The following is a 26,066-nucleotide window of genomic DNA, read 5'->3' on the forward strand; positions in this document are numbered from 1 at the left end:
CTATCACACATGTCACATATCACCACGACAACGGCGGCTGTGGTCTAGGTACGTGCCGGGACACGGAAACGGCGGAGGAAACACTATACGTTGGAGGTGGCATGGTATCTAGCGACATGGTCGATATCAGCGTCACGCTACAAGTACTGGTGAACGGGATCCTCGTGGGGTTGTTGTTGGCGTTAGCCGCAGTCGGCCTCTCGCTCGTCTTCGGTGTAATGCGAATCGTCAACGTTGCACATGGGGAGTTCATCATGCTCGCGGCGTATGCGACCTTTTGGCTCTACACGTGGTCCGGAATCAACCCCCTCCTGACGTTCGTGCCCATCGTGGCGCTGATGGGAGTCCTGGGGTATCTGATGTATCAGGGACTGTTCACCAAGATCATGGACCGGGAGACGCTGGAGAACGACTCGCTGTTGATTACCTTCGGTGTGAGCATCATTTTGATCAACCTCGCACGCCTCGCGTGGGAGCCGAACAGACGCAGCTACGAGTTTCTCGTCGGGAGTTTCGAGGTTCTCGGGCTCCGGTTCGGCAAGGCGCTGCTGCTAGCCGGTGGGTTTGCAATCGCGCTCTACGTCGGGGTCTATCTGATACTGAGTAGAACGCAGCTGGGGCGGGCGATTCGGGCGACTGCACAGAACCGGAAGCAGGCGAATCGCGTCGGCATCGACGTCAGGAGTATCGACGCGAAGACGTTCGTGCTCGCGAGTATGCTGGCTGCAAGCAGTGGCGTTCTCCTCTCGATGTTCCGGTCGATTACCCCGAACATGGGGTTCGAGTTCGTCCTGGACTCGTTCGTCGTGATGATTCTCGGCGGGCTCGGCAGTTTCTTCGGGGCCTTCGTGGGGGCACTCCTGTACAGTAGCGTCGACCACCTCGGCGGCCATCTGTTCGACATCACGACGGGGAACATCCTCTCTCTCAGTATGGTGTTTCTCGTCCTCTTGCTCTCACCAAGTGGCCTGTTCGGGAGCCCGGGGAGGCGGGAGTGATGGGCGTGCGATCGCTCTTCGAGCCGATTCCCGAACGAAACCCGTTCAGCAGACGTCGTCTCGCGCTCGGGGTCGTACTCGTACTCGTGGGGCTGGTGATTCCGATACGCAGCAGCAACTATCTGATAACGGTGTTCTCGATCGCCTATTTCTACGTCGTTCTCTCGGAGTCCTGGAACCTCATCAGCGGCTATACGGGCTATCTCTCCTTCGGGCACAGCATCTTCATCGGTATCGGTGCGTTCACGACGTTCATCCTCTTCGACGGGTACGGCATCCACTGGATACTCGCGCTGCTCGCTGCCGGAGTCCTCGCCGCGGCCTTCGCTGTCCTGGTGGGAATCCCATCACTACGAATCAAGGGGGTCTACTTCGCGATCGCGATGCTCGTTCTCAACGAAGTCGTGAAACTCATCGCTGAAGGCCCCCTGAGATTCCTGACCAACGGCACCCACGGACTGACTGTCTTCTCCGGGCCGAGCGTTACGACCACCTACTACGCCTTCGGGGTCCTCGCACTCGTGACCGTCCTAGTGTCGACCTTCATCGTCAACAGCAAGATCGGACTGCACATGCGCGCCATCCGCGAGCGGGAGCGTGTGGCGGAGTCGATGGGCATCCACACGACCAGAACGAAACTGTTTGCCTTCGCCGTCAGCGCGTTCTTCCCGGCGATCGCTGGTGGCCTCTACGGGTTCACCATCTCGTACATCGACCCGAGCGTCGTCTTCGACCTGCGCTTTACTCTCGAGATGACCGTGATGACCATCATCGGTGGCATCGGCACGATCGCCGGGCCGCTCGTCGGGGCGTTCGTCTTCGGACTGCTCTCGGAGGTGCTGGTACTCAACGCCCCCGAAGTGTTCCAGGTCGCACTCGGGACGTTCCTCATCATCGTCGTCCTGTTCAGTCCGGGCGGGCTCTACGAGGTCACGAGCTCCCCACGCGTCCAGCGACTCATCGACCGGTTCAGGACCTGACAGCGACGCGAGGTAGCAGTACGGACGAGTGGGGAACGGTGGGATGATCGACCACGACGAACGGTCGAATCGGTCGACGAGGACAACACCTACCCACCGAGATACAGCTCCCGGATTCGGGGGTTTTCGAGCAGCGCCTCGGCGTCGTCTTCGAGTTCGATTTCTCCGAGCGCGAGGACGTAGCCACGGTCGGAAATCGAGAGCGCCTGACGGGCGTTCTGCTCGATCATCAGGAACGAGGCACCGTTTCGGTTGAGCTCCTCGATCTTGTCGAAGATGTCGGACTGAACTGCCGGTGCGAGCCCCGCCGAGGGTTCGTCGAGTAAGAGTAAGTCGGGGTCGACCATCAGACCCATGCCCATCTCAAGCATCTGCTGTTCACCGCCACTCAGCATCTTCGCCTCGACTTTCAGGCGTTCCTGCAGTTGCGGAAAATGGGTGAGCACTCGGTCGATTGCGTCGTCTAACTCGGATTGCTGGAGTGTGTAGCCACCCATGAGTAGGTTCTCACGAACCGTCATGTCCGGAAAGACGTTCCGCCCTTGTGCCTGATAGAGCAGCCCCAACTCCAGCAGTTCGTGGGTCTCCCGTCCCGTTATATCTTCGCCACGGTAGTAGAACTGGCCAGCACGAGGAGCGAGCGTCCCACCGATCGTCTTCAGGAGCGTGCTTTTTCCAGCGCCGTTGGGGCCGATGATCGTCACGATCTCGGTTTCCTCGACCGCCAGACTGACGCCTTTGATGATGTCCTGTGCGTTTCCGTAGCCAGCACGAATATCCTCGAGCCGAAGAATCGTCTCGGTCGTCGTCCGTTGGGCAGTCATGCCGACTCACCGAGATACGACTCGAGGACGATTTCGTCGTTTCTGACTTCCTCCGGCGTCCCTTCGGCGATGAGCCGCCCGTCGCTCAGCGCGAAGACGTAGTCGGTGAACTCCATGATGGCGTTGATGTCGTGTTCGATCATCACGAACGTGACCCCGTCCTCGTGCATGTCGTCGAGGTCGGACAGAATCGTGCGCTGTAAGGTGGGATTGACACCTGCCAGCACTTCGTCCAGCAGGACGAACTCCGGCTGTGTCATGAGTGTTCGAATGAGCCCGATTACTTTCGTCTGGCCGCCGCTCAGGTCGCCCGCGGGCAGATCTCGAACGTGCAGCATCTCGAACTGTTCGAGGAGCGTCTCACCGTACTCGAGGCCGTCGTGAAGTGATCCCGACCACACTGCGAGGAGGTTTTCGATGACGGTCATGTCGTCGAAGACTTCCCCCTCCTGGAACGTTTTGGCAAGTCCTCGTTCGGTGATTACATGCGGTGGCTCGTTCGTAATCGGTGTGCCATCGTAGATGATTTCTCCTTCGTTGGGACGTTGGACACCCGAGATGAGGTCGAACAGCGTTGTCTTGCCCGCTCCGTTCGGACCGATGAGTCCGTACTTTTTCGTGGTGCCGAACTCTATGTCTATCGAATCGACGGCAGTCAGTGCTCCGTACCGTTTTGTCACCCCTTCGACCGAAAGTTTTGCAGACATAGCTTAGCACTGAGAGACAGCCGATAGTCTGCACCGATCCCTGTAGCTCACAGGGAATCAGACACCCCAATTCGGTTTCGGCCAGATGATTTCATCGGTCGTCGCCTTCGCTTCGGGTTGCAGGATCTCCTTTTTCCCGCCTTGCCACTGGGTTGTTAGCCAGTCGTAGCCGACCTGCCGGCGCTGGTCGTTGACCTCGAAGGTCCCCGTCAGGGTCCCTTCTATGGCGTTGTTCGCCAGATAATCACGGACGGCACCTTTCTCGGCCGAGCCGGCCCCTTCGACTGCCATCTGGTACGCCTGTGCACTCGAGTAGCCGAGGGCGAAGTGGAACGTCGGTTGCATCGCGAACTCGCTCACGTAGGCGTCGATGAGGCTCGTCGCCTGTTCCGTCTCGAGGTCGGTACTCCACGGCGAGTGACCGAAGATTCCGTTGATGTTTCCGCCGATCGTATCTTGCAGCGTTTCGCCACCGGTCGTGACGCCCGTGATGTGGTCAGGGTCGACGTCCTGGTTGATCAGTTCGCGAAGTGCCGCGAGGGTCGTCCCACCATAGGTGATCAGGTAGATGGAATCGGGGTCGTACCCAGCCATCTCGCTGACCTGTGTCGAGAGGTCTTCGGCACCGAACTGGTTCGTCCACGTCCGGTGCTCGATACCTTTCGCGTCGAGTTCCTCTTTCGCCCCCTCTGCTTCGAGTTCGTGGACTGCGACGTCCGTTCGGAGGATGGCAACCTTGCTCGCGCCCTTCTCGGCGAGTAGGTCCGCGTCCGGCCCCCAGCTCGTGCCGGCCATGGGATAGCCCATGAACGACCAGTCGTTGTCCGACGAGAAGATCGAGGGGCTACTGGCCATCGGGGCGATCATCGGGACGCCGAACTCCTCGACGACCCCCATCACGGCGGCGGTCACGCCGGAGGAATACGGGCCGAGAATCGCGTCTGCATCCTCCTGTTCGATTACACGCTGGACGGCCTTGACTGCGTTCTCGGTCTTGCTCTGGTCGTCCTGCATCTCGAGCCGAACCGGGCGTCCATCGATGCCCCCGTTTTCGTTGACCTGCTTCTCCCACAGGCGATAGGCGTTTCCGACGTGGATGGCGTTCGTCGAGAAGCTCCCGCTGAGAGACATCGATGCACCGACGACGATTTCGTCACCCGTATCTTGATTCGCCCCGCCGCCGCCACCGCCGCTATCACCACCGTCGCCGCCGTCGCCACCATCGCCACCGCCGTTCTGGCTCGTGCACCCCGCAACGGCTAATGTGCTGATTCCCGCTACACCTTTGATATAGTCTCGTCTGTCAACCATTGGCAACCACCTCTGGCACAAAAAAATGTGTTAACAACTGTTATACTTTCGGGTCAATCTAGGCCGCAGTAGGTCTGAAAAGCCAGTTGTCGACACACCTCATTAGAATACCATCTGCACTATCGACCGAGCTACCTGCTGCCGCTGGCCACAGATGGCCAGGACAATACCTTTGGACAATGGCGTGCTCTGTTCGCTGAATGCCGTACGAGAGCACCTGGACCATCTACGCGGGCGACACCGACTACTCGGGGCGCATCTACACGCCCGTCGTCATCGATTACGTCATCCGGACGCTGGCCGACTTTCGGACCAGCGTCGGCTTTCCGGACCGCCGGTTCGAGACCGGGCCGGTCGTCCCACCGGCGCGCCACATCGACATCGAGTATCTCGGTGCGATTCGCGTCGACGACGAGCTGACCATCGCGCTGACGCCGACGGTCGGGTCGACCTCGGTCACGCACGCCTTCACGGGGACCGTGGACGGGACGGTCGTCGTCGACGGCGAACTCACGGTCGTCTTCATCGACACGGAGACCGAGGAGCCCGTCCCGGTGCCCGAGGACCTCGTCCCGGCGCTGCGGTCGATAGCGGCTGACGCTCCCGAAACGTGAGGGAGATCGCCGCCGGCGGGACGGTTCCTCCGGCGGTCCTCAGGTGATCTCCGGGATGACCTCCTGCCCGAACAGTTCGATGGAGTACTTGAAGTCCTCGTAGTCGAGGCTCGGGAACGCGGCCTGATAGATGAAGTGGATGTCGTCGCCGAAGATGTCCTTGTACTCCTCGATCTTCGCGACCATCTCGTCCGGGTCCGAGTAGAACATCGCGTTGGCGTCGTACGCGTCGTGCAGCGCACGGGGGTCGTCGATCTGGCCCGCCTCGTAGTACCAGTCGCCGTACTGGTCTTTGAACTGTTTCCAGTGTTTCCCGACGACCTCCTCGGGGTCTTTCTCGTCGTGGAGGAACGCGCAGTTCCAGACCACGAGCTCCTGGTCGTCCCGTGCTTTCCCCGCGTCGTCGACGGCGTTCCAGTAGACGTCGACGCAGTTCTGTGCCATCTCCAGGCCGGTCAGTGCCCCGACCGAGTAGCCGTCCCCGATACGGGCGGCGCGTTCGACGGCGGGTTCGGCGAAGCCACCCAGTACGATGTCCGGGCCGCCCTCCTGTACGGGCTTGGGCGTGACATCGATCCCGTCGAACTCCCACGCCTCGTCGAGCCGCTCGTGGCCCTCGTGGACCAGCGGCTCGTCGCGCCACGCCTTCCGGAGAATCTTCACCAGATGGTGGAGCCTGAGCGGCCGCTCCTCGAGTGGCACGCCCATCACCTCGAACTCCTCGACCCGATAGCCGTTGGCGACCCCGAACGTCAGGCGGCCGTCGGCGATGTTGTCGACGACCGCGAGATCCTCGGCGAGCCGGACGGGCTGTTTGTACATCGGCCCAAGCGCGACGTTACTGCCGAGCTGGATGTCCTCCGTCACGGCAGCGAGCGCCGCCAGCGTGCTGGTGACGGAGGGGTTGTACCCGCCCTCCGTGAAGTGGTGTTCCGAGACCCAGACCGAGTCGAAGTTGTTTCCTTCTGCGACCTGCGCCAGGTCGAGCACCTCGCCGTACAGTTCGCTGTGTGGTCGGTCGTCGTCCGGATGCCGGTCGGCGGTAAACGTCCCGAGTCCTACGTCCATAGTATGTCCCCGCCGAGTGCAGAACGTGCTGATACAAATAGATATGTGCAGGTAACACATACCACACATTTAATATGCGGACTGTCGATACGTCGACTGGTCACGATGAAAATCGTATATCTGGCGAAGGCCGCCGAGGGGATGTCTCACGAGGAGTGTCTGGAGTACTGGAAGACCGAGCACGCCGAGATCGTCAGGGAGCTCCCAGGCTTGCAGAAGTACACGCTCGGTGAGCCGCTCCAGCCGGAGGAGACGGAGTGGGACGGCGTCGCGGAGCTGTACTTCGACTCGCCGCAGGCAATGCAGGAGGCGTTCGAGTCGGAGGCCGGCCAGCGCATGCTGGAAGACGGGCCGAAGTTCACGATGGAGGAGCCGCAGATTAACGTCCCCTGCGAGGAGGTCGTCCTCCACGAGGAGTAGTGCGTCTCGGGGGCGTGAACGCACCGCGGTGGCAGCGCACGAAGGTTTAATGACGACTCGCGAAAGTGTCTACTCGGTATGGTACGACGTATCGATGTGAGCGGGGAGACCGTCGGGTACTGGGCCGCGATGGACGAGTTGATGGCCAAACAGATGTACGACGGCACGTTCGAGCCCACCGTCGTCGTGATGCACTGGGACGAGGAGACGCCGTGTCTCGACCTCGGGACCTACGAGGACGCGGCCCGCCTCGACGTCGACCTCGTCCGCGAGGAGGGGTTCGCGGTGGGGCGTCGGTACGCGTTCGCAGGGGGGACGGCCGTCCACACGCCTGACTTCCCGAACTACATGCTCTACTACCGTGCGGAGGACACCGACATCGTCACCGAGGCGGACCGGAGCGGCTACGCCAACGTCGCGGCACTGGAGACGTTCGGACTCGAAGCGGAGTACGACTCCATCGGCGACGTGGAGATCGTCAAAGACGACCTGACGGTGAAGGTCATGGCCGGGGCGGCCGCGACGTACCACCACTCGGACCTCTGGGTGTCGACGGACTCGGTCATCTGGGACTTCCCCCCGGAAGGACGAATCCTCGACGACGCCGTCAGCGTCCCCCCGGAGAAGTTCGAGGACAAGGACACCGACACGCTCACCGGCCGGATGCAGCCGCTCTCCGAGGTGCTCGAGGAACTCGGGGTCGAGACGACCCGGGAGGCCATCATCGACGAACTGGTCGCACAGAACGTCGCGGCGACCATCGGCGAGGACGCCGAAATCACGCAGGAGGAGTGGTCCACCGAAGAGGAGACGTTCATCGAGACGCTCGCGCCCTACTTCGAGTCGGACACCTGGATCAACCGGGTCTCCTCGACGCGGATGTGTCACAACGTCGACCCCGAGTTCGGGTTCGGCGAGGCGGCGTACAAGGCACGGAAGCTCATCAACATCAGCCTCGTCCGGGACGACGACGGCCTGATTCACGACATCACCATCTCCGGCGACATGTACGTCCGGCCCCAGCCGACCGCGACCGGGTCGGGCATCCTCTCGACGCTAGAGTACGAACTGACGGGGCTCGACCCGACCGACGAGGACGCGCTCGTGACGACCATCGCCGACGTCTTCGACCGACCGAACCACGAAGCGCCGGGTATCGACCCTGAACACGTCGCCGACCCCATCGTCCGGGCCGCGGAGAACACCGTCCCGGTTCGTGAGCACCTGGCGGGGCGCTGAGTATGCCCCCAACAGGCGAGAGTATCGACGCCGATGCCGACCGCGACGTCGTCGTCGTCGGGTCGGGCGTCGGCGGACTGGCCGGGGCCATCACTGCAGCCGTCGAAGGCGACTGCTCGGTGACCGTCCTCGAGAAGGCGCCGGTACTCGGCGGGTCGAGTGGGCTCTCCGGCGCACAGCTGTGGGTGCCGGCGAACCACCACATGCAGGCGCGCGGCATCGACGACTCCGTCGAGCAGGCCGTCGAGTATCTCTGCGACCTCGCGGGGTCGTTCTACGAGAACCCCGAAGCGGCCCGCTGGCTAGCCGAACACGCCAGCGAGGCCATCACGTACTTCGAGGACGTCGCCGACCTGAACGTCCAGGTCATCGCCGGAATCCCGGACTACCACTCCCACTCGTCAGGGGCCAAGGACGAAGGCCGGTATCTCGAACCGCGACCCCTCGCCCGCGACGAGATACCCGCGTGGGCCGAATTGCCGGACTCCCCCCACCTTCCCGGTGGTGTCACCACGACGGAGATTCTGGAGTGGGGCGGGGCGCTCACGCCCGGTGCCTGGGACTGGGACGTGATTCAGCAGCGCCGCGACGACGGCATCGTGACGATGGGGACGGCGCTCATCGGCTACTTCCTCCGGGCGAGCGAGTCACACGACGTCGAGGTGCGGACCGACGCCGGCGTCACCGGGCTCCTGACCGAGGGCAACCGGGTCGTCGGCGTCGAAGTCGACGCGTCGGGAGCGACCGAGCGCATCCGCGCTCGCAACGGCGTCCTGCTCAACACCGGCGCGTACGACTGGAACGACGCGATGGTCGAGAACTTCGAGGGAACCCCAGCCGAGGACGTCGTCTCGGCGGCGATTCCCACCGCGACCGGTGACGGCCTCCGCATGGCGGCACTCGAAGGCGCGAAGCTGGGCGTCTACCCGCCCGTCGGCGGCGCGAAGGGCTTCTTCGTCGCCGTCCCGGACCGGGAGTTCCTCGGCGCGCCGCTGTACCGCTACTGCTACCACGTCGGGCTCCCGCACGCGCTGGCGATAAACAGCGACGGCGAGCGCTTCTGTGACGAGTCGTTCTACCCGAAGCAAGCGGGGGAGTTCTACGACCCGACCGGCGAGTACGAGGAGTTCCCGTTCTACATGGTGTTCGACGAGACCTACCGGCAGACGTACGGCATCGGGAACTACCGCCCCGGCGCGGACTACCCCGACGAGTTCCTCGCGGGCTCGGCCGAGACGCTGGCCGACCTCGCGGCCCAACTCGACGTTCCTCCAGAGTCGCTCGAAGCGACCGTCGAGCGGTTCAACGGGTTCGCTCGCGATGGGGCCGACCCCGACTTCGGCCGTGGAGAGAACGACTGGGCGCACGTCTGGTGCGGCGACCCGGACCACGAACCCAACCCGAACATGGGGCCGCTGACCGAGCCGCCGTACTACGCGGTGCGGCTGTACGTCGGGCTCTCGAGCATGAGCAACACGGGGCTGGTGACCGACCGCGCGGGCCGCGTCGAGAACTGGAACGACGAGGCCATCGACGGGCTGTACGCGACCGGGTCGGTCATGGCCCCGGTCGAGTGGGGCGTCGGCTACCAGAGCGGCCTGCAGAACGCCCGCTCGTTGACCTACGGCTATCTCGCCGGGCTGGAGATGGCCGAGAAATAATCGGGGTCGCCGTCTACTCGTTGTACGACCGCGGCAGCCCGAGCGAGTGCTGGCCGATGTGGTTGAGGATCATCTCCTCGGAGACGGGGCCCGTGCGCTGGTGGCGGGCGACGCCCCACGCGGCGGAGACGCCCATCTCCGAGCTCGCGGACATCCCACCGAGCGTCGACATCGCCGCCTCGCACGCCTCCCAGGCGGCCTTGCAGGCGAGGTAGTTCGCGATGTTGGAGACTTCACCCACGTCGCCGACCTGGTTGTCGTACTGCCAGGCGGCCTTGCGGAGGTCCGTGCGTGACGACTCCAGCTTCGCGTGCGCTTCGGCCAGCGGGTGCTGGATCGCCTGATGGGCGCCGATGGGCTCCGACCAGACCTCGCGGTCCTTGGCGTACTGGACTGCGGTGTCGAGCGCCTCCTTGCCGGCACCCCACCCAGAGAGCGCCGCGGTAATGCGCTCGACGTTCAGCATCCCGAAGATCTGGTACATCCCGTTGCCGACCTCGCCGAGCACTTGGTCCTCGTCGACGCGCAGGTCCTCGATGAACAGGTCGTACGTCGGCTCCGTGTAGTAGATGTCGAGGGGAATCTCGCTGTACTCGATGCCGTCGGCCTCGGGGTCGACGATGAACATCGTGATGCCGTCGAACTTGCGGTCCACCTCGTCGAACGGCGTCGTGCGGGCGACGAGCAGGAGGTGGTCGGCGAACTCCATCCCCGAGATCCACTGCTTGCGGCCGTCGATGACGTACTCGTCGCCGTCCTTCTCGGCGAACGTGGAGATGCGCGAGGAGTTCAGCCCCGCGTCGGGCTCGGTCATCCCCAGCGCCCACACGTCCTCGCCGTGGGCGATGCCGGGGATGTATGTCTCCTTCTGTGCCTCGGTGCCGTTCTCGACGAGGCTGATGCCCCCGAAGACGGTGCTCATCGTGAAGCGGAACGTCGTCTCCCAGGCGTGGCCCTCACACAGCGCCTCCAGGATGACGACCGTGTCGAGTAGGTCGAGCCCCTGCCCACCGTACTCCTCGGGGAGGGGCGCACCGAACCAGCCCCCCTCGGCGAGGTCCTCGAAGATTTCTTCGGGCGGGCGCCGCTTCTCGTGGACGTCCTGCCAGTAGGCCTTGTCGTACTCCGCGGTGATATCTCGAACCGCACTCTGCATCATCTCGTGCTCCTTGCTCAGGCCGAACTCCATCGTACCCGGACGTCGGTGGGCGGAGTATTAATCGTTGGCGTGGCCGGCGGCGCTGGAAGTCGGTTCAGACCTCCCGAACGCGCTCGTCGTCGTCGATGGGCCACTCCTCGATCTCCGCTCGAACGATCTTCCCCGTCGCCGACCGGCCGAACTCGTCGGCGTCGACGAACTTGATGTAGTGCGGGAGCTTGTACCGCGCGAGTTCGGCCTCGACGAGCGCCAGCAGCTCAGCTCGGAGTTCGTCGGGGTCCGCGACGTCGTGAACACCGACGATCGCACGGGGCACCTCCCCCCAGTCCGGGTCGTCGGCGCGCACGACGACGACCTCCTCGACGGCGTCGTGGGTGATGAGGATCTCCTCGAGCTCCGCGGGATAGACGTTCTCTCCACCGGGTTTGATGAGGTACTTCCGGCGGCTGACGAACGAGTAGGTGCCGTCGCCGTGGCGCTCGAACACGTCGCCCGTCCGGAACCACCCGTCGCGGAAGTCCTCGCCGTTCGCCTCGGGGTTGCGGATGTAGCCGCTACACAGCGACGGCCCACGCACGGCCATCTCGGCCTCCTCGGCGTCGCTGTCGTTCCAGCGCTCGTCGATGAACTTCACGTCGATGAGCGACGTCTCATGTTTCCGGAGCGTCTCCTTGTCGGGTGCGACACCGACCGGGATCTTGCTCCCGGAGGCGGCGTGACCGTCCTCGGCGGCGCCGTAGGTGTTCTGGAACGGCGCGTCGAACAGTTCGGTGATGCGCTTGATGCGCTCGGGTTCGATCATGTCCGGGAGCGCGCCCATGGTCCGAATCTCGGGGAAGTCGTCGGGACCGAGCCCCCGCTCCTCGACGTGGTCGGCGAGGCGTTCGACGACGCCGGGCACGAGGAACAGCCAGCTGATCGGACGGTCGGAATCGAGCACGACGTCGGTGATGCGCTCGGGGGCGAAGCCGTCGATGGGGTAGAACGTCCCGCAGTGGACGGCAGTGAGCCCGATCCAGGTGACACCCGCGGGGTGAAACATCGGTCCCCACGCCGGGTAGTTGTCGCCGCGTTCGAGCCCGTAGTCGATGGTGATCTGCACCACGCGGCTCAGGATGGCGCGGTGACTGACGACGACGCCTTTGGGTAGCCCGGTGGTTCCCGAGGTGTTGAGGACGGCGAAGCCCTGTTCGGGGTCGACCCGGTCGTCGGGCAGGGGGTCGGTCGCCGCCCCCGCGTCGACGAGCGCGTCGTAGGCGACGTCGCCGTCACCGTCGTAGCCGACGAGTTCGGGCGTCGCCTCGCCGTCGGCGACGGCCCAGTCGGCCTGTTCGGTGAAGCGCTCGGAGACGAACAGTACGTCGGCGGTCACGAGGTCCGCACAGTGGACGAGCTCCTCGCGTTCGAGCCGCCAGTTCAGCGTCGCCAGCAGACAGCCGAGCTTCGCACAGGCGTACGCGAGCGTGACCGTCTCCCCACGGTTCTCCGAGAGGACGGCGACGGTCGACTCGCCGGGGACGTACCCCCGGTCGCGCAGCGCGTTCGCGAGGCGGTCCGAGCGGGCATCGAGTTCGGCGTAGGTGAGCGCCGTCGAGCCGTCGTCGACGGCGAGGCGGTCGGGGTACATCCGCGCGGACTTGCGGAGCTGGTCGCCGAGCGTAAAGGAGCGGGTCTGCCGGACGAACGCCTCCGTGTCGTCGAGGCCGAGGTCGAAGTTGAACTCTGTCATGAGGGGAGTTCAGGTGTGGTAGCCGGCGGTGTCGTAGCCGATGCCCATGTCCATCCTGGAAATCTTCCACGTGCCGTCGATACGGCGGTACTCGTCCTCGTACCAGCCCATGACGTGGCCCGACCTGCCGTCGGGGGCGACGTAGAAGACGAGCATGTACCACTTGCCAGTGGCTTCGTCGCCGTCGACCTCGATCTCGGGCATCTGGACGGTGTGGAGGCTGAACTGGTACTCGACGTGGTCCCGCCAGTACTCGTACACCTCCTGGGCGCCGTGTTTGTCGCCGGTTCGGTACTTCACGACCGCGTCTTCGGTGAAGATGTCGTGGGCGCGTTCGAAGTCCTCGTAGTCGAGGGCGCGACTGTACGCCCCTCGTAGCTCGTGGATTTCGTGGCGGTCGAGCAGCTCACGTGCTAGGTCACTCATAGCTCGAATAGCTCTCGACACGGGCATAAACACTTCGCCGCGGGGCTCAGTCGCTAGCTGACGACGCGAATCGGGAGCCGCCGCGGGCCGTAGATCTCGGAGCTGACGAACGGGTCGATCTCGTCCGTGGCCACCTCCCAGTCGTCGACGCGGTCGAGGAACTTCTCGAAGAACACCCGCGCCTCCATGTCCGCCAGCGGGGCGCCGAGACAGTAGTGGATGCCCTTGCCGAACGGGATGGGCTCTTTCGTGTACTCCCGGAACGGGTCGAACTGGTCGGGGTTCTCGAACACGTCCGGGTCCCGGTTGGCGGCGCTGAGCCAGCCCACGACGCGCTGTCCCTCCTCGATTCTCACGCCCGCGATTTCGGTGTCGCTGGTCGCGATGCGCTTGCCGGGCATCACCGGTGACCGGTACCGGAGTACCTCCTTGAGCGCGTCCATCAGTGGTATCTCGCCGCTCTGGAGTTCGTCGATGACGTCCTCCTCCTCGAACGTCCAGACGGCGTTCGCGAGATACTGCGTCGTGGTGACGTTGCCGGCGATGAGCAGCATCGAGAGGTTCGCGAGGACGTTGCTCCGGTCGACCAGCTCGGAGTCGCGCTCGCCCCGGATATGGTTCATGATGATGTCCTCCGTCGGGCTCGCTTCCCGGCGGTCGATCTCGGCGTCGAACAGCTCCTGGAGTTCACCCATGGCCGTGGCCTGTTTCTCCTCAAGGGCCGCGAACGCCTCGGGACTGTTCTCCGACGGGGCGGTCGCGAGCGTCGCCGACCACTTGCGGAACGTCTCCATCTTCTCCGAGGGAACGTTCAGCAGCTCCGCGATGATGAGGATGGGCAGCGGCTTGGCGAACTCCTCGACGAAGTCGATGTGGTCGTCGCCCTGGAGTGCCCTGTCGAGCAGTTCGTCGACCCGCGCTTTGATCTTCGGCTCGTACACCTCCTTGAGGAACCCCGGCTGGAAGTAGTCCTGGGCCATCCCCCGCAGTTCGGAGTGGATCGGCTCGTCGGTGCTCAGAAGCGAGCCGTTGATGTACGAGGTGTTCCGCCGGGTGAACCGCTCGTGTTGCGTGATGGACTCCACGACCGCGTCGTAGCCGACGACGTCGTAGGTGTCGCGCCGCGGGTCGTACCGCAACGGTGCTTCGTCGCGGATCTCCTTGAAGAACGGATACGGGTCCAGCTGCCCCTCCCGACTCGCGATCTCGTGGGGAATCCACGGTTTCTCACCGCCAGCCTCGCCTCGCTCATCAGTTTGTGACATGCCAACATACTCACAACAGGACGGTAATAAATCTACTTCCCAGGTGTCAACGCCGGGGAAAACCAGCCGTACACGCGCCGGAACCGCCCCACGAGGGTCGGCTAGAACCACCCCACCAGGCTCGGCTAGGTGCACGGGTGGGCACCGAGACGTGCGACTCTTTTATATCTCGTCGACGAGGTATCAGCCCGTGGCATCCGACACGGGCGACGGTCGGCGGCGCACGCTGTACGCCCTCGCCAGTGGGAACTTCGCGCAGTTCGGCACGCGAATCCTCATCAGCGCGCTCGTGCCGTTCATCCTGCTCGAGTTCGAGACGACGAAAGCCGGCATCGGGCTGGCGCTGACCGGCATGTGGGCCATCTACGCCCTCTGTCAGTTTCCCAGCGGCATCCTCGCCGACCAGTACGGGGAACGCCAACTGCTGTTGCTCGGGTTGACTGGCGCGACCGCGGGGCTCGTGTTCGTCGCCCTCGCGCCGTCGCTCGTCGCCTTCGCCCTGTGTCTGCTCCTCCTCGGTGCCGGCGCCGGGCTGTACTACCCGCCCGCGTCGGTTCTCGTCACCCGACTGTACGAGGACCACGGGAGTTCGATCAGCATCCTCGCCGCCTTCGGGACGCTCGCGGGACTGGTCTACCCCGCCATCGGCGGGCTGGCCGCAGAGCACTTCGGCTGGCGCCCCGTCCTCGCGCTGGCGGCGCTGTTCACCGTCGGCGTCATCGGCACCATCGCGAGGGTCGTCCCGCGCGTTCCGCCGGTCAACGACGACGGCCTTCGCGACAGCATCAAGCTCACCGAGTACCGGAACCTCCTCACTCGGCCACCGCTGCTGTACACCATCGTCCTGGCGATCACGTTCATCTTCACGTTCCAGGGGCTCTCGTCGTTTTATCCGACGTTTCTCGTCGAGTACCACGGCATCGACCGCGGCATCGCGGGCGCGATACTCGGCGGCGTCCTCGGCGTCTCGTCGGTCGCCCAGCCCATCGCGGGCCGGCTCTCCGATACGTTCTCACGGGACAGCGCGCTCGTCGTGAGCATCGCGCTCATCGTCACCAGCCTCGCCGTGTTGCTCGGCGTGCAGTCGGTCGTCGGTGCGATGGTCGGGTCGTTCGTCCTCGGCACGGGACTCTCCTTTCCCGGCCCGTTACAGGCACGCTTCATCGACCGGCTCGACGAAGCCGAACGCGGCTACGGCTTCGGGCTCGTCCGGACGGTCTACATGTTCGGTGGCGCCTCGGGCAGCGTCGTCGTCGGGACGCTCGCCGACACGAGCGGCTGGGTCACTGCCTACGGCGTCGTCGCCGCCTGTCTCGTCGGCTGTCTCGTGCTGTTCGGCGTGAACCGCCTGGGCGCGTTCGACCTCTAGGTCCGGAGCGTGACCGGCAGTTCGGCGGCGCCGTAGATCTCGGGGCTGAAGTACGGCGTGATCTCGTCGGTCGCGAGCGTCGCCCCGTCGATGCGGTCCAGCAGTTCGGTGAACAGCGTCTGCGCCTCCAGGTTCGCCAGCGGCGCACCCAGACAGTAGTGGATGCCCTTGCCGAACGGGATGGGCGTCTCGTCGTAGCTCCGGGTGGGGTCGAACTCGTCGGGGTTCTCGAACACCGCCTCGTCGCGGTTCGCAGAGCTGAGCCAGCCGGTGACGAGCGAACCTTCCGGAACCTCGACGCCACCGAGTTCGGTGTCCTCGCGGGCGATACGCTTCTGTGGCATCACCGGCGTCCGGTACCTGAGCACCTCCTCGAGCGCGTCTCCGAGGTCGACCGTCTCGCCCTGGAGTTCCGGGATGGTCCCCTCCTCGATGAACGTCCAGAGCGCACTCGTCATGTACGCCGTCGTCGTCACGTTGCCGGCGACGAGTAGCATCCCACAGCACGCGACGGTGTTCTCCCGCTCGATGTGTTCGTACGCCGATTCGGCCTGGACGAACTTCGTGATGAGGTCGTCTTTCGGCTCGTCCTCGCGGCGTTCGATGGCGTCCCTGAAGAAGTCGTTGAGGCTGTCGATGGCCGCCAGCATCCGCTCCTGGACGTCCTGTTTCGCCGCCTCGGTCGGCTCCGTGGGGGCGCCGATGAGCGCGGTCGACCACTCCCGGAACGTGTCCAGCTTCTCGGACGGAACGCCCAGCATCTCCGCGATGACGAGAATCGGGAGCGGTTTCGCCACCGCCTCCACGAAGTCGAACGGGCCGTCTCTGGCGACCGCCTCGTCGACGAGCCGCTCGACGTGTCGCTCGACGGCCGGGCCGTAGTGCTCCTGAACATACGACGGGCGGAAGTAGTTCTCGGCCATGCTCCGCAGGTCCGTGTGGATGGGTGGGTCGCGGCTCATCCACGCGCCGTCGAGAAACGAGGTCCCCTCCTTGCCGAACCGCTCGTACTCGACGCTCAGTTCGACGACCTCGTCGTAGTGGAACGCGTCGTACGTGCCACGGGCATCGTCGTACCGGACCGCCCCCTGCGCTCGCATCTCCCTGAACCACGGATACGGGTCGAGCTGGCGCGCTTTCGTCGCCAGCTCGCCGGGCATGACCGCCAGCGCCCTGCTATCGTCTCCCATACCCGAACTCGCTCCGCAGCTGTCATCAACGTACCGGCGAGGGGGACGCTGCCGACGGCCCGCCGCATCTAGGTCGGGGAACTGGCAAGTAACTCCCCGCGGATGGACCGGTATGGACGACGTGGAGTTCACCATCGAGGACGGGGTCGCCGAGGTCACGGTCCACCGCGAGGCGAAGAAAAACGCGATGGAGTCGGCGCTGCGGAAAGAGACCATCGCGCCGTTCGTGCGCGACTGTCGAGACGACGACGACGTTCGCGTCCTCGTGTTTCGAACGGGGGGCGACGAGGTGTTCTCGACCGGCGGCGACTTACAGGAGCTACTGGACAACGACTTCGACGCGGAGGCCATCAAACGCATCGGCGAGAGCTGGGAGGAGCTGCACTTCCAGCTCGAGAACCTGCGGAAGCCGACCATCGCCGTCGTCGACGGACTCGCGCTCGCGGGGGCGGCCAACCTGCTGCTGTACATGGACATCGTCGTCGCGTCGACCGACGCGAAGATCGGCTGGGCGGGCGTCAATCGCGGCATCGTCGAGTGGTTCAGCTCGACCCGGCTCCAGCACTACATCGGCCCCCGGAAGGCGATGTACTACCTCCTGACGGGCGAGCTCATCGACGCCGCCGACGCCGCGGAGATGGGGCTCGTGACGACGGCCGTTTCGCCGGCGGACCTCGACGAAACCGTCGACGACATCGTCGACTCGCTCACGAACAAACACCCGGAGACGCTCGCACGCATGCGAGAAGCGGTGTACCGGAGCATGGAGATGAGCCCGTCCTCGGCGCTGGAGGTGACGAAACGCGACGTGTACGACCTGAACAGCGGCGACCCACCACTACGAGAGGGCATCGAGGCGTTCCTCGAAGACAGAGACCCGGAGTGGGTCGAGTGATGGACGAGCGACGGTCGACCGTGACCTAGACCTCCCGAACCCGCTCCTCGTCGTCCAGTTCCCACTCCTCGATGTCCTCACGGACGAGCTTCCCGGTCGCACTCCGTGGAAGCTCCCCCGGCGCGACGATGTCGATGTAGTGTGGAAGCTTGTAGCCAGCGAGCCGGTCACGGAGCAGCGCCATCAGTTCGTCCTTCTCGAGGTCCTCGGGGTGGTTCGTGCTCACGACCGCACGGGGCACCTCGCCCCACTTCTCGTCCGGGACGCGCACCGTAATCGCGTCCTCGACCAGTTCGTGGCTGATGAGCACTTCCTCGAGCTCTGCGGGATAGATGTTCTCGCCACCGCTCTTGATGAGGTACTTCCGACGGTTGAGGAAGCTGTAGGTGCCGTCGTCGTGGCGGCGGAAGATGTCCCCAGTCCGAAACCACCCGTTGTTGAAGTCCTCGCGGTTCGCCTCCGGGTTCTTGATGTACCCGCTGCAGACCGACGGGCCGCGGACCGCGAGTTCGCCGTGGTTGCCGTCGATGTCGTTCCAGTCCTCGTCGATGAGCTTCATGTCGATGAACGAGGACTCGACCTTGCGGTACTCCTCTTGCCCCGGTCGGACGCCCACGGGAACGTCGTGACCGCCGCTGAGTGCGTTGTCGTTCTCAGTCGCGCCGTAGGAGTTCTTGAACGGCATGTCGAACTTCTTCGTCACGCGTTCGACCTTCTTCGGATCGACGAGGTCGACCAGTGCGCCGATGTTGCGCAGTTCGCGGATGTCATCGCGGCCGATGTCGTGTTCCTCGGCGTAGTCGAGGAACTGCTCGACGACGCCCGGCAAGAGGACCATCCACGCGATAGGGCTCCCTTCGGAGGTGAGGATGTCGTAGACGCGCTCGACGTCGAAGCTGTCCATCGGGTAGTAGGTGCCGCCGAGCGTCGCGATGGTCGGGATGAAGTCGGCCGAGATCATGTGGAACATGGGCGGCCAGATGAGCTGGTCGTCGTGCTCTTCGAGCCCGAAGTCGATGATGTTCTTGTACGCCCGCGCCAGCCAGCAGCGGTGGCTGATGACGACTGCCTTCGGCAAGCCGGTCGTCCCGGAGGTGTTCAACACGACGAGTCCCTGTTCGGGGTCGATACGGCGGTCGGGCAGCGGCTCGGTCGTCGCCCCCGCCGCGACCAGGTCCTCGTAGTCCAGTTCGTCGTCGTCCGGGTCGTCGAGGAAGACGTACTCGGGGTCGGACTCCGCGTCCGCATCAAGCCACGCGAGTTTGTCGCGATACTGCTCGGAGACGATCAGGATGTCGGGTTCGACGAGGTCTACGCAGTGGACGAGCTCCTCGCGGTTGAGCCGCCAGTTCAGCGCCGGGACGAGCCAGCCGCCTTTCGCGCCCGCGTACATCACCTCGGCCACCTCGCCGCGGTTCTCGGCGAGCACCGCGACGGTCGCCGCCTCCGGCGCACAGCCCCGGTCGAGCAGCGCGTTCGTCAGGCCGTTCACCCGCTCGTTCAGTTCCCGGTAGGTCACCTCTCGGCCGGGCTCGGCGATGGCCGTCCGGTCGCCGTACTTCCGGACCGCCTTCCGGAGGAGGTCGCCGACGTTGAACTGGCGCGTCTCGCGGACGAACTGCGCCTGGTCGTCGATGCCGAGGTCGAAATTGAACTCCATATGTCGGTTCGAACGCGAGAGCCGCTGTTAAGTGTTCGTCAATCTAGGTCGTGAGCGACCCCCACTACAGTTTAGACGAACTCGCCCGTCTGCCCCGATATGGACGAGCGCCTGCGAGCTGCGTTTCGAGCGCGAGAGCCGGTAGTCGGTTCCTGGATACTCATCGGGCACCCGACCATCGCCGAGGTGACGGCCGGCCTCGGGTTCGACTTCGTCGTACTGGACACCGAACATCCGTCGTATTCGCTCGAGACGCTCGACACGATGATTGCGGGGGTGGCGGCTGCCGACGGCGACGCCCGGCCCATCGTCCGGGTCCCGCTCGACGAGCGCAACCGGATCACGCGCGTCCTCAACATGGGGGCCGGCGGCATCCTCTTTCCCGTCATCGAGACGGCCGAGCAGGCGCGGGAAGCAGCCGCGGCGACGGCCTACCCACCGGAGGGCACCCGGACGATTGCGCCCGGTCGCGGTTCCAACTACCTCCAGAACTTCGAGACGTACGTCGAGACTGCCAACGACGCCATCGTGACCATCGTGATGATCGAGACCGAACAGGGCGTCGAGAACGCGGCCGACATCGCGGCCGTCGACGGCGTTGACGCGATACTCGTCGGGCACGAAGACCTCTCGGCGAGCCTCGGCGTGTTCGCCCAGTGGGAGCACGAGCGCCTCCAGTCGGCCATCGACCGGGTCATCGGGGCCGCCCACGACAACGGGACGGCGGTGGGCCGGGTGACGCCGGACTCCGAAGCGATCACGGCCACGCTCGACCGCGGGTTCGACTTCCTCATCACGGGCGTCGACCTCTGGCAGCTCACGCAGATGGGCCAGCGCGCGAAAGCCGAGTTCGACGCCGCGGTCGACCGGTGAGCGGTTCCGATCTAGGTGAGACGGCGAGCCACCTACAGCGCCGGTCCGAGACCAACTGTTATTGTACGGGTCATCGTCTGTCCGCGAAATGACGACCGTAGAGCCAGCGGAGTTGCGGACGTTCGCGACCCGATTGCTCGCCGACCTCGGCGCACCGGACGACGTGGCTGAGATGGTCGCAGCCTCGCTCGTCGACGCCGACCTGAAGGGCCACACGTCCCACGGCGTCCTTCGGATTCCCACCTACCAGGACATGATCGACGACGACGCGCTCGTCCCCGACGAAACACCGGCCATCATCCGGGAGGACGAGACCACAGCCGTCGTCGACGGACGGTTGGCCTACGGACAGGTCGTGGGTCGCCTAGCCACCCACGTCCTGGTCGAGAAAGCCCACCGGGCTGGGCTGGCTGCCGTCGGCATCAGGAACGGGACGCACCTCGGACGGATGGGCGAGTGGGCGGAACGCGCCACGGAGGACGGGCTCATCTTTTCGTCGTTCGTCCACTCCTCGGGCGGGGGGCTCGTCACGGCGCTCGCCGGGACCGCAGACAGAACGTTCTCGACGAACCCCGTCACCTACGGCGTGCCGACGTTCGACCGCCTCCCGTTCCCGCTCGTCCTCGACATGGCGAGTTCGCAGGTCGCACACGGGAAGATTCAGGAGTACGAGGCTGCGGGCCGCACCCTGCCGGGCGAATGGGCGCTGTCACCCGACGGCGAGCCGCTGACCGACCCGGAAGAACTCAGCGAGTTCCAGGAAGCCGAAGACTGGGGTGCGCTCCGACCCCTCGGGGGGACGACGGCCGGCTACAAGGGAACGGGACTGGCGGTCATCGTCGAGATGCTGGCAGGCCTGCTCGGCGGCGGGCCGGTCATCGGCCAACGGGACCCGAGTTCGTGGTTCTCCAACGGGGCGACGTTCCTCGCCATCGACCCCGAACGCTTCAGCGACCGGGCGACGATGGCGGCGAAAGTCGAGTCGATGGCGACGCAGTTCCGCGCGGCCGAATCGCTCCCGAACGTCCCGGTCGGCGATGGGGCTCGGGGCGACGACCCACTGTTACCAGGCGAAGCCGAGTACCTGACCGCACAGGAGCGGGCCGACGGCGGCGTCCCCCTCCCCGAGCGCGTGGTCGAGGCGCTGACGGCGGTGGCCGCCGACCTGGATATCGAGCCGCCGTTCGACGACGCGGCGGCCAACAGTTAATCCGCCAGCGCGACATCGAGGAGCCATGACCGGGAACGCCGACCCCGAGGCGGTTCGGAGCTACTACGAGTACGTCGACAGCGAGGCGTACGAGGCGCTGTTCGACCTGTTCTCGCCAGACATCACCTACGTTCGCTCTGGGCCACGCGAACTGGACGGCATCGACGAACTCCGCGAGTTCTACCTGCAGGAACGACCGCTCAGGGGCGAACACACGGTCGATGACCTGCTCGTCGACGGCGACCGCGTCGCCGTCCGTGGCCGCTACGAGGGGAGAAAGCTGACCGACGGCGAGGAGATAACCTTCGGCTTCGCCGACTTCCTCCGGTTCGACGACGACGGGAAGATCGTCGAGCGAAACACGTTCAACAACATGCTCGCCGAGCAGCTGTAGGCAGCCGGAGACCCGAATTTATGGTCACGTAGTGTGGTGTATGGGCTATGACCACGTGGCACGCGGACCCGCCGCCGGACGGCTATCACCAGCTCCTCGCGCCCGACGGCACACTGACGGCGGACCCGCCAGACCTTGACGACGCGACCCTGCTCGACCTGTATCGCGTCTTCGTCCAGACCCGCCGGTACGAACAGCAGGTGAACCGCATGCAGCGGCGGGGTGAGATCAGCGTCGCCGCCGACTCCGTCGGAGAGGAGGCGGTGGGGCTCGGCACCGCCGCCGCGCTCGACGCTGGCGACTGGTACTACCCGAGTTACCGCCAGACGTCGGGGCTGTTTCACCTCGGCGTTCGGATGGAGGGGATTCTCGCGAAACTGATGGGGACGGAGCCGGAGACGCGAAACGACCACCTCCACGTCGACGAGGACGACGCGCCAACGGTGACGGTGACGCCGGGGTCGACGCCGCTGGCGGTCAACGTCGGGAACGCCGTCGGGACGGCGATGGTCGACGCCTTCGTCGCCGAGGAGACCGGCGAGGACCCGGAGGCGGTGACGATGGTCTACATCGGCGACGGCGCCACGTCAGAGGGGGATTTCCACGAGGCGCTGAACTTCGCCGGCGTGTTCGACGCGCCGGTCGTCGTCGTCTGTCAGAACAACCAGTGGGCCATCTCCGTGCCCGCACACCGACAGACCGCCGCCGAGACGTTCGCACAGAAGGCCGAGGCGCACGGCGTTCCACACACGCGCGTCGACGGCAACGACGTGTTCGCCGTCTACGAGGCTGCGACGACGGCCGTCGACCGGGCTCGCTCGGGAGGCGGGCCGACGCTCATCGAGGCGGTGACCTACCGGCGAACGGACCACAACACCGCCGACGACCAGTCCGTCTACCGTGACGAGACGGCGACCGCCGACTGGGAAGCACGCGACCCCGTCGACCGGTTCGAGACGTACCTGCGCGAGCGTGGCCTGCTCGACGACGAGACCGTCGAGCGAATCACGACCGACGTGGACGCGCGCATCGCGGACGCGGTGGCCGCTGCACGCGCCGTCCCGCGGTCGGACCCGATGGAGATGTTCGAACACCACCTCCACGACGAGGGGTGGAGCCATCGGCGCCACCGCTGGGAACTCCAGCAAGAGCTCGACGGCGAGAACCCGTTTGCCGACCACGGAGGGACGGGGACGCTCGGGGCCCGACGGTCGACGACCGACGCGACAGGGGCGAGCGCGGCCGAACCGACCGCGGCCGACGCATCCGAGACCCGAGACCGAACGCTCATCGAAGCCATCAGAGAGGGCCTAGAGGGCGAACTGGAACGCGACGACACCGTTCGCCTGCTCGGCTACGACATCGGCCCCATCGGCGGGGTGTTCCGGACGACAGAGGGGCTCTACGACCGCTTCGGCCCGACCAGGGTGGTCGACACGCCGCTGTCGGAGAACGCGCTCGTGGGGACGGCCGTCGGGATGGCGATGCGTGGCGAGCGACCGGTCGTCGAGATTCAGTTCATGGGCTTTCTCTATCCGGCGTTCGGCCAGCTCCAGTACACGCTCGCGAAGATGCACGAGCGAACCGCTGGTGCGTTCGACGTGCCGGTGACGCTCAGAGTGCCCTACGGCGGCGGCATCAAAGCCAGCGAGTTCCACTCCGAGTCGACAGAGACGTATCTCGTCCACACCCCGGGCGTTCGCGTGGTCGTCCCGTCGACGCCCGCCGACGCGAAGGGCCTCCTCGCCGCGAGCATCCGGTGTGACGACCCTGTCGTCTTCCTCGAACCCAAGCGCCGCTACCGGGGGCGCCGAGAACCCGTGCCGGTGGCGGCGACCCCGGTCCCGCTGGACGAGGCGCGGACGGTCCGGACGGGGACGGACGTGACCCTGCTCGCGTGGGGCGCGATGGTCCAGCCGGCGGTCGAAGCGGCCGACGCCGTCGACGCCGACGTGGAGGTGCTGGACCTGCGAACGCTCTCGCCGCTCGACGTCGAGACGATTCTGGCGTCCGTCAGAAAGACGGGCCGATGTGTCGTCCTGCACGAGGCGCGTCGCACGGCGGGGCTCGGAGCAGAGCTCGCCGCGCTGGTGGCGGAGTACGCCACCGACCGGCTGAAAGCGCCCGTCAAGCGAGCGACGGGGTTCGACGTCCACTTCCCCGGCCATCAGGTCGAGGATGACTACCTGCCGGACGCAACCAGAGCACGAAACGCCATCGAGGCGGTGATGGACTATGCCTACTGACCCGACGCGCTTCGAGTTCCCGCTGCCGGACGTCGGCGAGGGGACCACCGAGGCAGAACTCCTCGAGTGGCACGTCGCCCCCGGCGACGACGTCGCGGAGGACGACCCGCTGTGTACGGTCGAGACCGACAAGGCAGTCGTCGAAATCACCTCGCCCTGCCCCGGGACGGTCACGGCACTGCACGGCGACCCGGGTGACGTCTGTGTGGTCGGTGCGATTCTCGCAGTTATCGAGACGACCGAGCCACCCCAGCACATCGGCGAGACGGCGCCAGTCGAGGCCGACACAGGGGAGGACCGAGTCGACGAGTCGTCGGTCGAGCCACCGAACCCGGTGAAGCCAGACGACACACCGCCGGTCGAGACGGAAGACCACACACCGTCGGCCGAAGCGGACCGAGTCTTCGCCGCACCGAGCACGCGGCGATACGCTCGCGAACAGGGCGTCGACATCACGCGCGTCGCCGGGTCCGGCCCCAACGGTCGTGTCCTGCGGGCGGACATCGACGCCCACAGTGCGTCGGCCGAGCAGCCACCCCGTTCGGCGGGCGACGAGCGCCGAGAGGTGGTCAGACGCCCGCTGTCACCGACTCGCCGGACCATCGCGGAAAACATGGTGCAGTCGCGTCGCGAGATTCCCCACGCGACCTCCGTGTTCGAGGCCGACGCGGAGGCGCTGGTGGCAGCGAAAGAGCGCCTCGACGCCGAACACGACGTCCACGTCACCTACACGCCGCTGTTTCTGAAGGCCGTGGTCGCCGGACTGCAGGCGGTGCCGGTCATGAACGCCGAACTGGACAGCGAGACCGACGAGGTGCTCGAAAAGCGGTTTTACAACGTCGGTGTGGCCATCCACACCGACCACGGGCTGCTCGTCCCCGTCATCGAGGACGTCGACGAGAAGTCGGTCGTCGACCTGGCCGTCGAACTCGAGTCGCTCGTCGAGCGGGCGCGCGACCGCTCGCTCACACCCGCAGCGTTCACGGACGGCACGTTCACGCTGACGAACACCGGGAGCCACGGCGGCCACAGCCTGTTCGGCACCCCGATAATCAACCCGCCACAGACGGGCATCCTCGGCGTCAGCGGCATCCGGAACGAGCCGGTCGCCGTCGACGACCGGACCATCGCCGTCCGCAAGCGCCTGTACCTCTCGCTGTCGTACGACCACCGGCTCGTCGACGGCGTCACCGCTGGGGAGTTCATGGAACGGGTCATCGACCGTATCGAGTCCCCTGAGAAGCTGGTTCGCGAGCGGTAGCGCACAGCTGCCGGGCGCTTCGTCGCGTGGCAGTCGTCTCTCGGGCGGCCGGGGTGACACCGGCCGCCCGGACACACGTTTAAGGCGATGACCTCCAACAGTTCACGCATGGTAGCGACCGAGCTAGAAGGAACCGAGATTCCCAGCGGGGAGTTCGGCGTCGAGGGGTGGAAGGCGTACCTCTGGGCCGACGCGACCCGTGACGAGGAAGCCGCGTTTCGATACGACGAGGACGCCGAAGCCGTCGGCGAGCCGGGCCAGCTCGTCCCGCACTCGATGTGCCAGCACATTGTCTTCGAGGCCACCGGCGGCATCGAGGCGACGATGAGCCGCCTCACCGACGACTGGAAGAGCGGGGCCGCACTCGGCGGCCTACGCGTCGAATTCCACGCACCCATCGAGACCGGGACGACCCTCACCGTCGACGGCGCGATTACCAGCGTCGTCGAGAAGGAGGGCTCGTCCGGGGGCCTCACCATCGTCACCCACGAGTACGCCGTCTCCACGCCCGACGGCGACGCAGTGTACGACCTCGAAGCCGACATGGTGCTGCTGGAGGACCTCTGA

24 protein-coding genes are annotated in these 26,066 nt (G+C 65.4%); 14 read left to right on the forward strand and 10 right to left on the reverse strand.

The window, feature by feature from the left end; all coding sequences use genetic code 11:
- The first annotated feature begins 101 nt into the window (after positions 1–101).
- Entirely contained in the window at positions 102–998 is an 897-nt protein-coding gene (locus NL126_RS03840) for a branched-chain amino acid ABC transporter permease (RefSeq protein WP_255197593.1), read from the forward strand.
- Positions 998–1,978 carry a branched-chain amino acid ABC transporter permease gene (locus NL126_RS03845; RefSeq protein WP_255197594.1) on the forward strand — a complete coding sequence of 327 codons (981 nt, stop codon included), beginning with the start codon at positions 998–1,000 and terminating at the stop codon, positions 1,976–1,978. Before NL126_RS03840 ends, NL126_RS03845 begins: the two co-directional genes overlap by 1 nt.
- A gap of 89 nt (positions 1,979–2,067) precedes the next feature.
- On the opposite strand, the gene NL126_RS03850 is transcribed toward NL126_RS03845, so the two are convergent.
- The 3 genes from NL126_RS03850 to NL126_RS03860 are packed head-to-tail and all read right to left on the reverse strand — an operon-like array spanning position 2,068 to position 4,820.
- Entirely contained in the window at positions 2,068–2,802 is a 735-nt protein-coding gene (locus NL126_RS03850; protein WP_255197595.1) for an ABC transporter ATP-binding protein, read from the reverse strand.
- Positions 2,799–3,509 (reverse strand): ABC transporter ATP-binding protein, encoded by a 711-nt coding sequence (locus NL126_RS03855; protein WP_255197596.1) that lies wholly within the window; start codon positions 3,507–3,509, stop codon positions 2,799–2,801. Before NL126_RS03855 ends, NL126_RS03850 begins: the two co-directional genes overlap by 4 nt.
- A 57-nt stretch (positions 3,510–3,566) precedes the next feature.
- The gene (locus NL126_RS03860; protein WP_255197597.1) at positions 3,567–4,820 is read right to left on the reverse strand and encodes an amino acid ABC transporter substrate-binding protein; all 1,254 of its coding nucleotides are present in this window, start codon (positions 4,818–4,820) and stop codon (positions 3,567–3,569) included.
- A 200-nt stretch (positions 4,821–5,020) separates the two neighbouring features.
- On the opposite strand from NL126_RS03860, the gene NL126_RS03865 reads away from it, so the two are divergent.
- Positions 5,021–5,434, forward strand: a complete 414-nt coding sequence (locus NL126_RS03865) for an acyl-CoA thioesterase (RefSeq protein WP_255197598.1) — start codon at positions 5,021–5,023, stop codon at positions 5,432–5,434.
- Between the two features lie 39 nt (positions 5,435–5,473).
- On the opposite strand, the gene NL126_RS03870 is transcribed toward NL126_RS03865, so the two are convergent.
- The gene (locus tag NL126_RS03870) at positions 5,474–6,502 is read right to left on the reverse strand and encodes an LLM class flavin-dependent oxidoreductase (protein WP_255197599.1); all 1,029 of its coding nucleotides are present in this window, start codon (positions 6,500–6,502) and stop codon (positions 5,474–5,476) included.
- Positions 6,503–6,607: 105 nt separating this feature from the next.
- Here NL126_RS03870 and NL126_RS03875 point away from each other — a divergent pair, with 105 nt between their 5' ends.
- From NL126_RS03875 to NL126_RS03885, 3 genes are all read left to right on the forward strand, one after another.
- Positions 6,608–6,922 (forward strand): EthD family reductase, encoded by a 315-nt coding sequence (locus tag NL126_RS03875; protein WP_255197600.1) that lies wholly within the window; start codon positions 6,608–6,610, stop codon positions 6,920–6,922.
- A gap of 78 nt (positions 6,923–7,000) precedes the next feature.
- Entirely contained in the window at positions 7,001–8,161 is a 1,161-nt protein-coding gene (locus NL126_RS03880) for a lipoate--protein ligase family protein (protein ID WP_255197601.1), read from the forward strand.
- A 2-nt stretch (positions 8,162–8,163) separates the two neighbouring features.
- Positions 8,164–9,822 (forward strand): FAD-dependent oxidoreductase, encoded by a 1,659-nt coding sequence (locus NL126_RS03885; protein WP_255197602.1) that lies wholly within the window; start codon positions 8,164–8,166, stop codon positions 9,820–9,822.
- Between the two features lie 13 nt (positions 9,823–9,835).
- On the opposite strand, the gene NL126_RS03890 is transcribed toward NL126_RS03885, so the two are convergent.
- The 4 genes from NL126_RS03890 to NL126_RS03905 form a co-directional block, all read right to left on the reverse strand.
- On the reverse strand, positions 9,836–11,011 hold the full coding sequence (locus tag NL126_RS03890) for an acyl-CoA dehydrogenase family protein (RefSeq protein WP_255197603.1): 1,176 nt from the start codon (positions 11,009–11,011) through the stop codon (positions 9,836–9,838).
- A 64-nt stretch (positions 11,012–11,075) separates the two neighbouring features.
- The gene (locus NL126_RS03895; protein ID WP_255197604.1) at positions 11,076–12,710 is read right to left on the reverse strand and encodes a class I adenylate-forming enzyme family protein; all 1,635 of its coding nucleotides are present in this window, start codon (positions 12,708–12,710) and stop codon (positions 11,076–11,078) included.
- 9 nt (positions 12,711–12,719) lie between these two features.
- Positions 12,720–13,136 (reverse strand): nuclear transport factor 2 family protein, encoded by a 417-nt coding sequence (locus NL126_RS03900; RefSeq protein WP_255197605.1) that lies wholly within the window; start codon positions 13,134–13,136, stop codon positions 12,720–12,722.
- 53 nt (positions 13,137–13,189) lie between these two features.
- On the reverse strand, positions 13,190–14,401 hold the full coding sequence (locus NL126_RS03905; RefSeq protein WP_255197606.1) for a cytochrome P450: 1,212 nt from the start codon (positions 14,399–14,401) through the stop codon (positions 13,190–13,192).
- A gap of 190 nt (positions 14,402–14,591) precedes the next feature.
- Here NL126_RS03905 and NL126_RS03910 point away from each other — a divergent pair, with 190 nt between their 5' ends.
- The gene (locus NL126_RS03910; RefSeq protein WP_255197607.1) at positions 14,592–15,770 is read left to right on the forward strand and encodes an MFS transporter; all 1,179 of its coding nucleotides are present in this window, start codon (positions 14,592–14,594) and stop codon (positions 15,768–15,770) included.
- On the opposite strand, the gene NL126_RS03915 is transcribed toward NL126_RS03910, so the two are convergent.
- Entirely contained in the window at positions 15,767–16,960 is a 1,194-nt protein-coding gene (locus NL126_RS03915) for a cytochrome P450 (protein ID WP_255197608.1), read from the reverse strand. The two genes, NL126_RS03910 and NL126_RS03915, sit on opposite strands and share 4 nt — an antisense overlap.
- A 112-nt stretch (positions 16,961–17,072) precedes the next feature.
- On the opposite strand from NL126_RS03915, the gene NL126_RS03920 reads away from it, so the two are divergent.
- The gene (locus tag NL126_RS03920) at positions 17,073–17,855 is read left to right on the forward strand and encodes an enoyl-CoA hydratase/isomerase family protein (protein ID WP_255197609.1); all 783 of its coding nucleotides are present in this window, start codon (positions 17,073–17,075) and stop codon (positions 17,853–17,855) included.
- 25 nt (positions 17,856–17,880) lie between these two features.
- Here NL126_RS03920 and NL126_RS03925 read toward each other — a convergent pair whose 3' ends face one another.
- On the reverse strand, positions 17,881–19,515 hold the full coding sequence (locus tag NL126_RS03925) for a class I adenylate-forming enzyme family protein (RefSeq protein WP_255197610.1): 1,635 nt from the start codon (positions 19,513–19,515) through the stop codon (positions 17,881–17,883).
- 99 nt (positions 19,516–19,614) lie between these two features.
- On the opposite strand from NL126_RS03925, the gene NL126_RS03930 reads away from it, so the two are divergent.
- From NL126_RS03930 to NL126_RS03960, 6 genes are all read left to right on the forward strand, one after another.
- A complete protein-coding gene (locus tag NL126_RS03930) occupies positions 19,615–20,388 on the forward strand; it encodes an HpcH/HpaI aldolase family protein (RefSeq protein WP_255197611.1) in 774 nt (257 codons plus the stop codon).
- Between the two features lie 88 nt (positions 20,389–20,476).
- The gene (locus tag NL126_RS03935; RefSeq protein ID WP_255197612.1) at positions 20,477–21,598 is read left to right on the forward strand and encodes an Ldh family oxidoreductase; all 1,122 of its coding nucleotides are present in this window, start codon (positions 20,477–20,479) and stop codon (positions 21,596–21,598) included.
- Positions 21,599–21,623: 25 nt separating this feature from the next.
- Positions 21,624–21,992 carry a nuclear transport factor 2 family protein gene (locus NL126_RS03940; RefSeq protein WP_255197613.1) on the forward strand — a complete coding sequence of 123 codons (369 nt, stop codon included), beginning with the start codon at positions 21,624–21,626 and terminating at the stop codon, positions 21,990–21,992.
- Positions 21,993–22,039: 47 nt separating this feature from the next.
- Positions 22,040–24,238, forward strand: coding sequence for a thiamine pyrophosphate-dependent enzyme (locus NL126_RS22005; RefSeq protein ID WP_350355481.1), 2,199 nt, complete (start codon positions 22,040–22,042; stop codon positions 24,236–24,238).
- Positions 24,228–25,499 carry a dihydrolipoamide acetyltransferase family protein gene (locus tag NL126_RS03955; RefSeq protein WP_255197614.1) on the forward strand — a complete coding sequence of 424 codons (1,272 nt, stop codon included), beginning with the start codon at positions 24,228–24,230 and terminating at the stop codon, positions 25,497–25,499. The genes NL126_RS22005 and NL126_RS03955 overlap by 11 nt, the downstream gene beginning before the upstream one ends.
- Positions 25,500–25,607: 108 nt before the next feature.
- On the forward strand, positions 25,608–26,066 hold the full coding sequence (locus NL126_RS03960; protein WP_255197615.1) for a MaoC family dehydratase: 459 nt from the start codon (positions 25,608–25,610) through the stop codon (positions 26,064–26,066).

Origin of the sequence: Halorarius litoreus, assembly GCF_024362405.1 — an archaeon.
GTDB classification, from domain to species: Archaea; Halobacteriota; Halobacteria; order Halobacteriales; family Haloarculaceae; genus Halorarius; species Halorarius litoreus.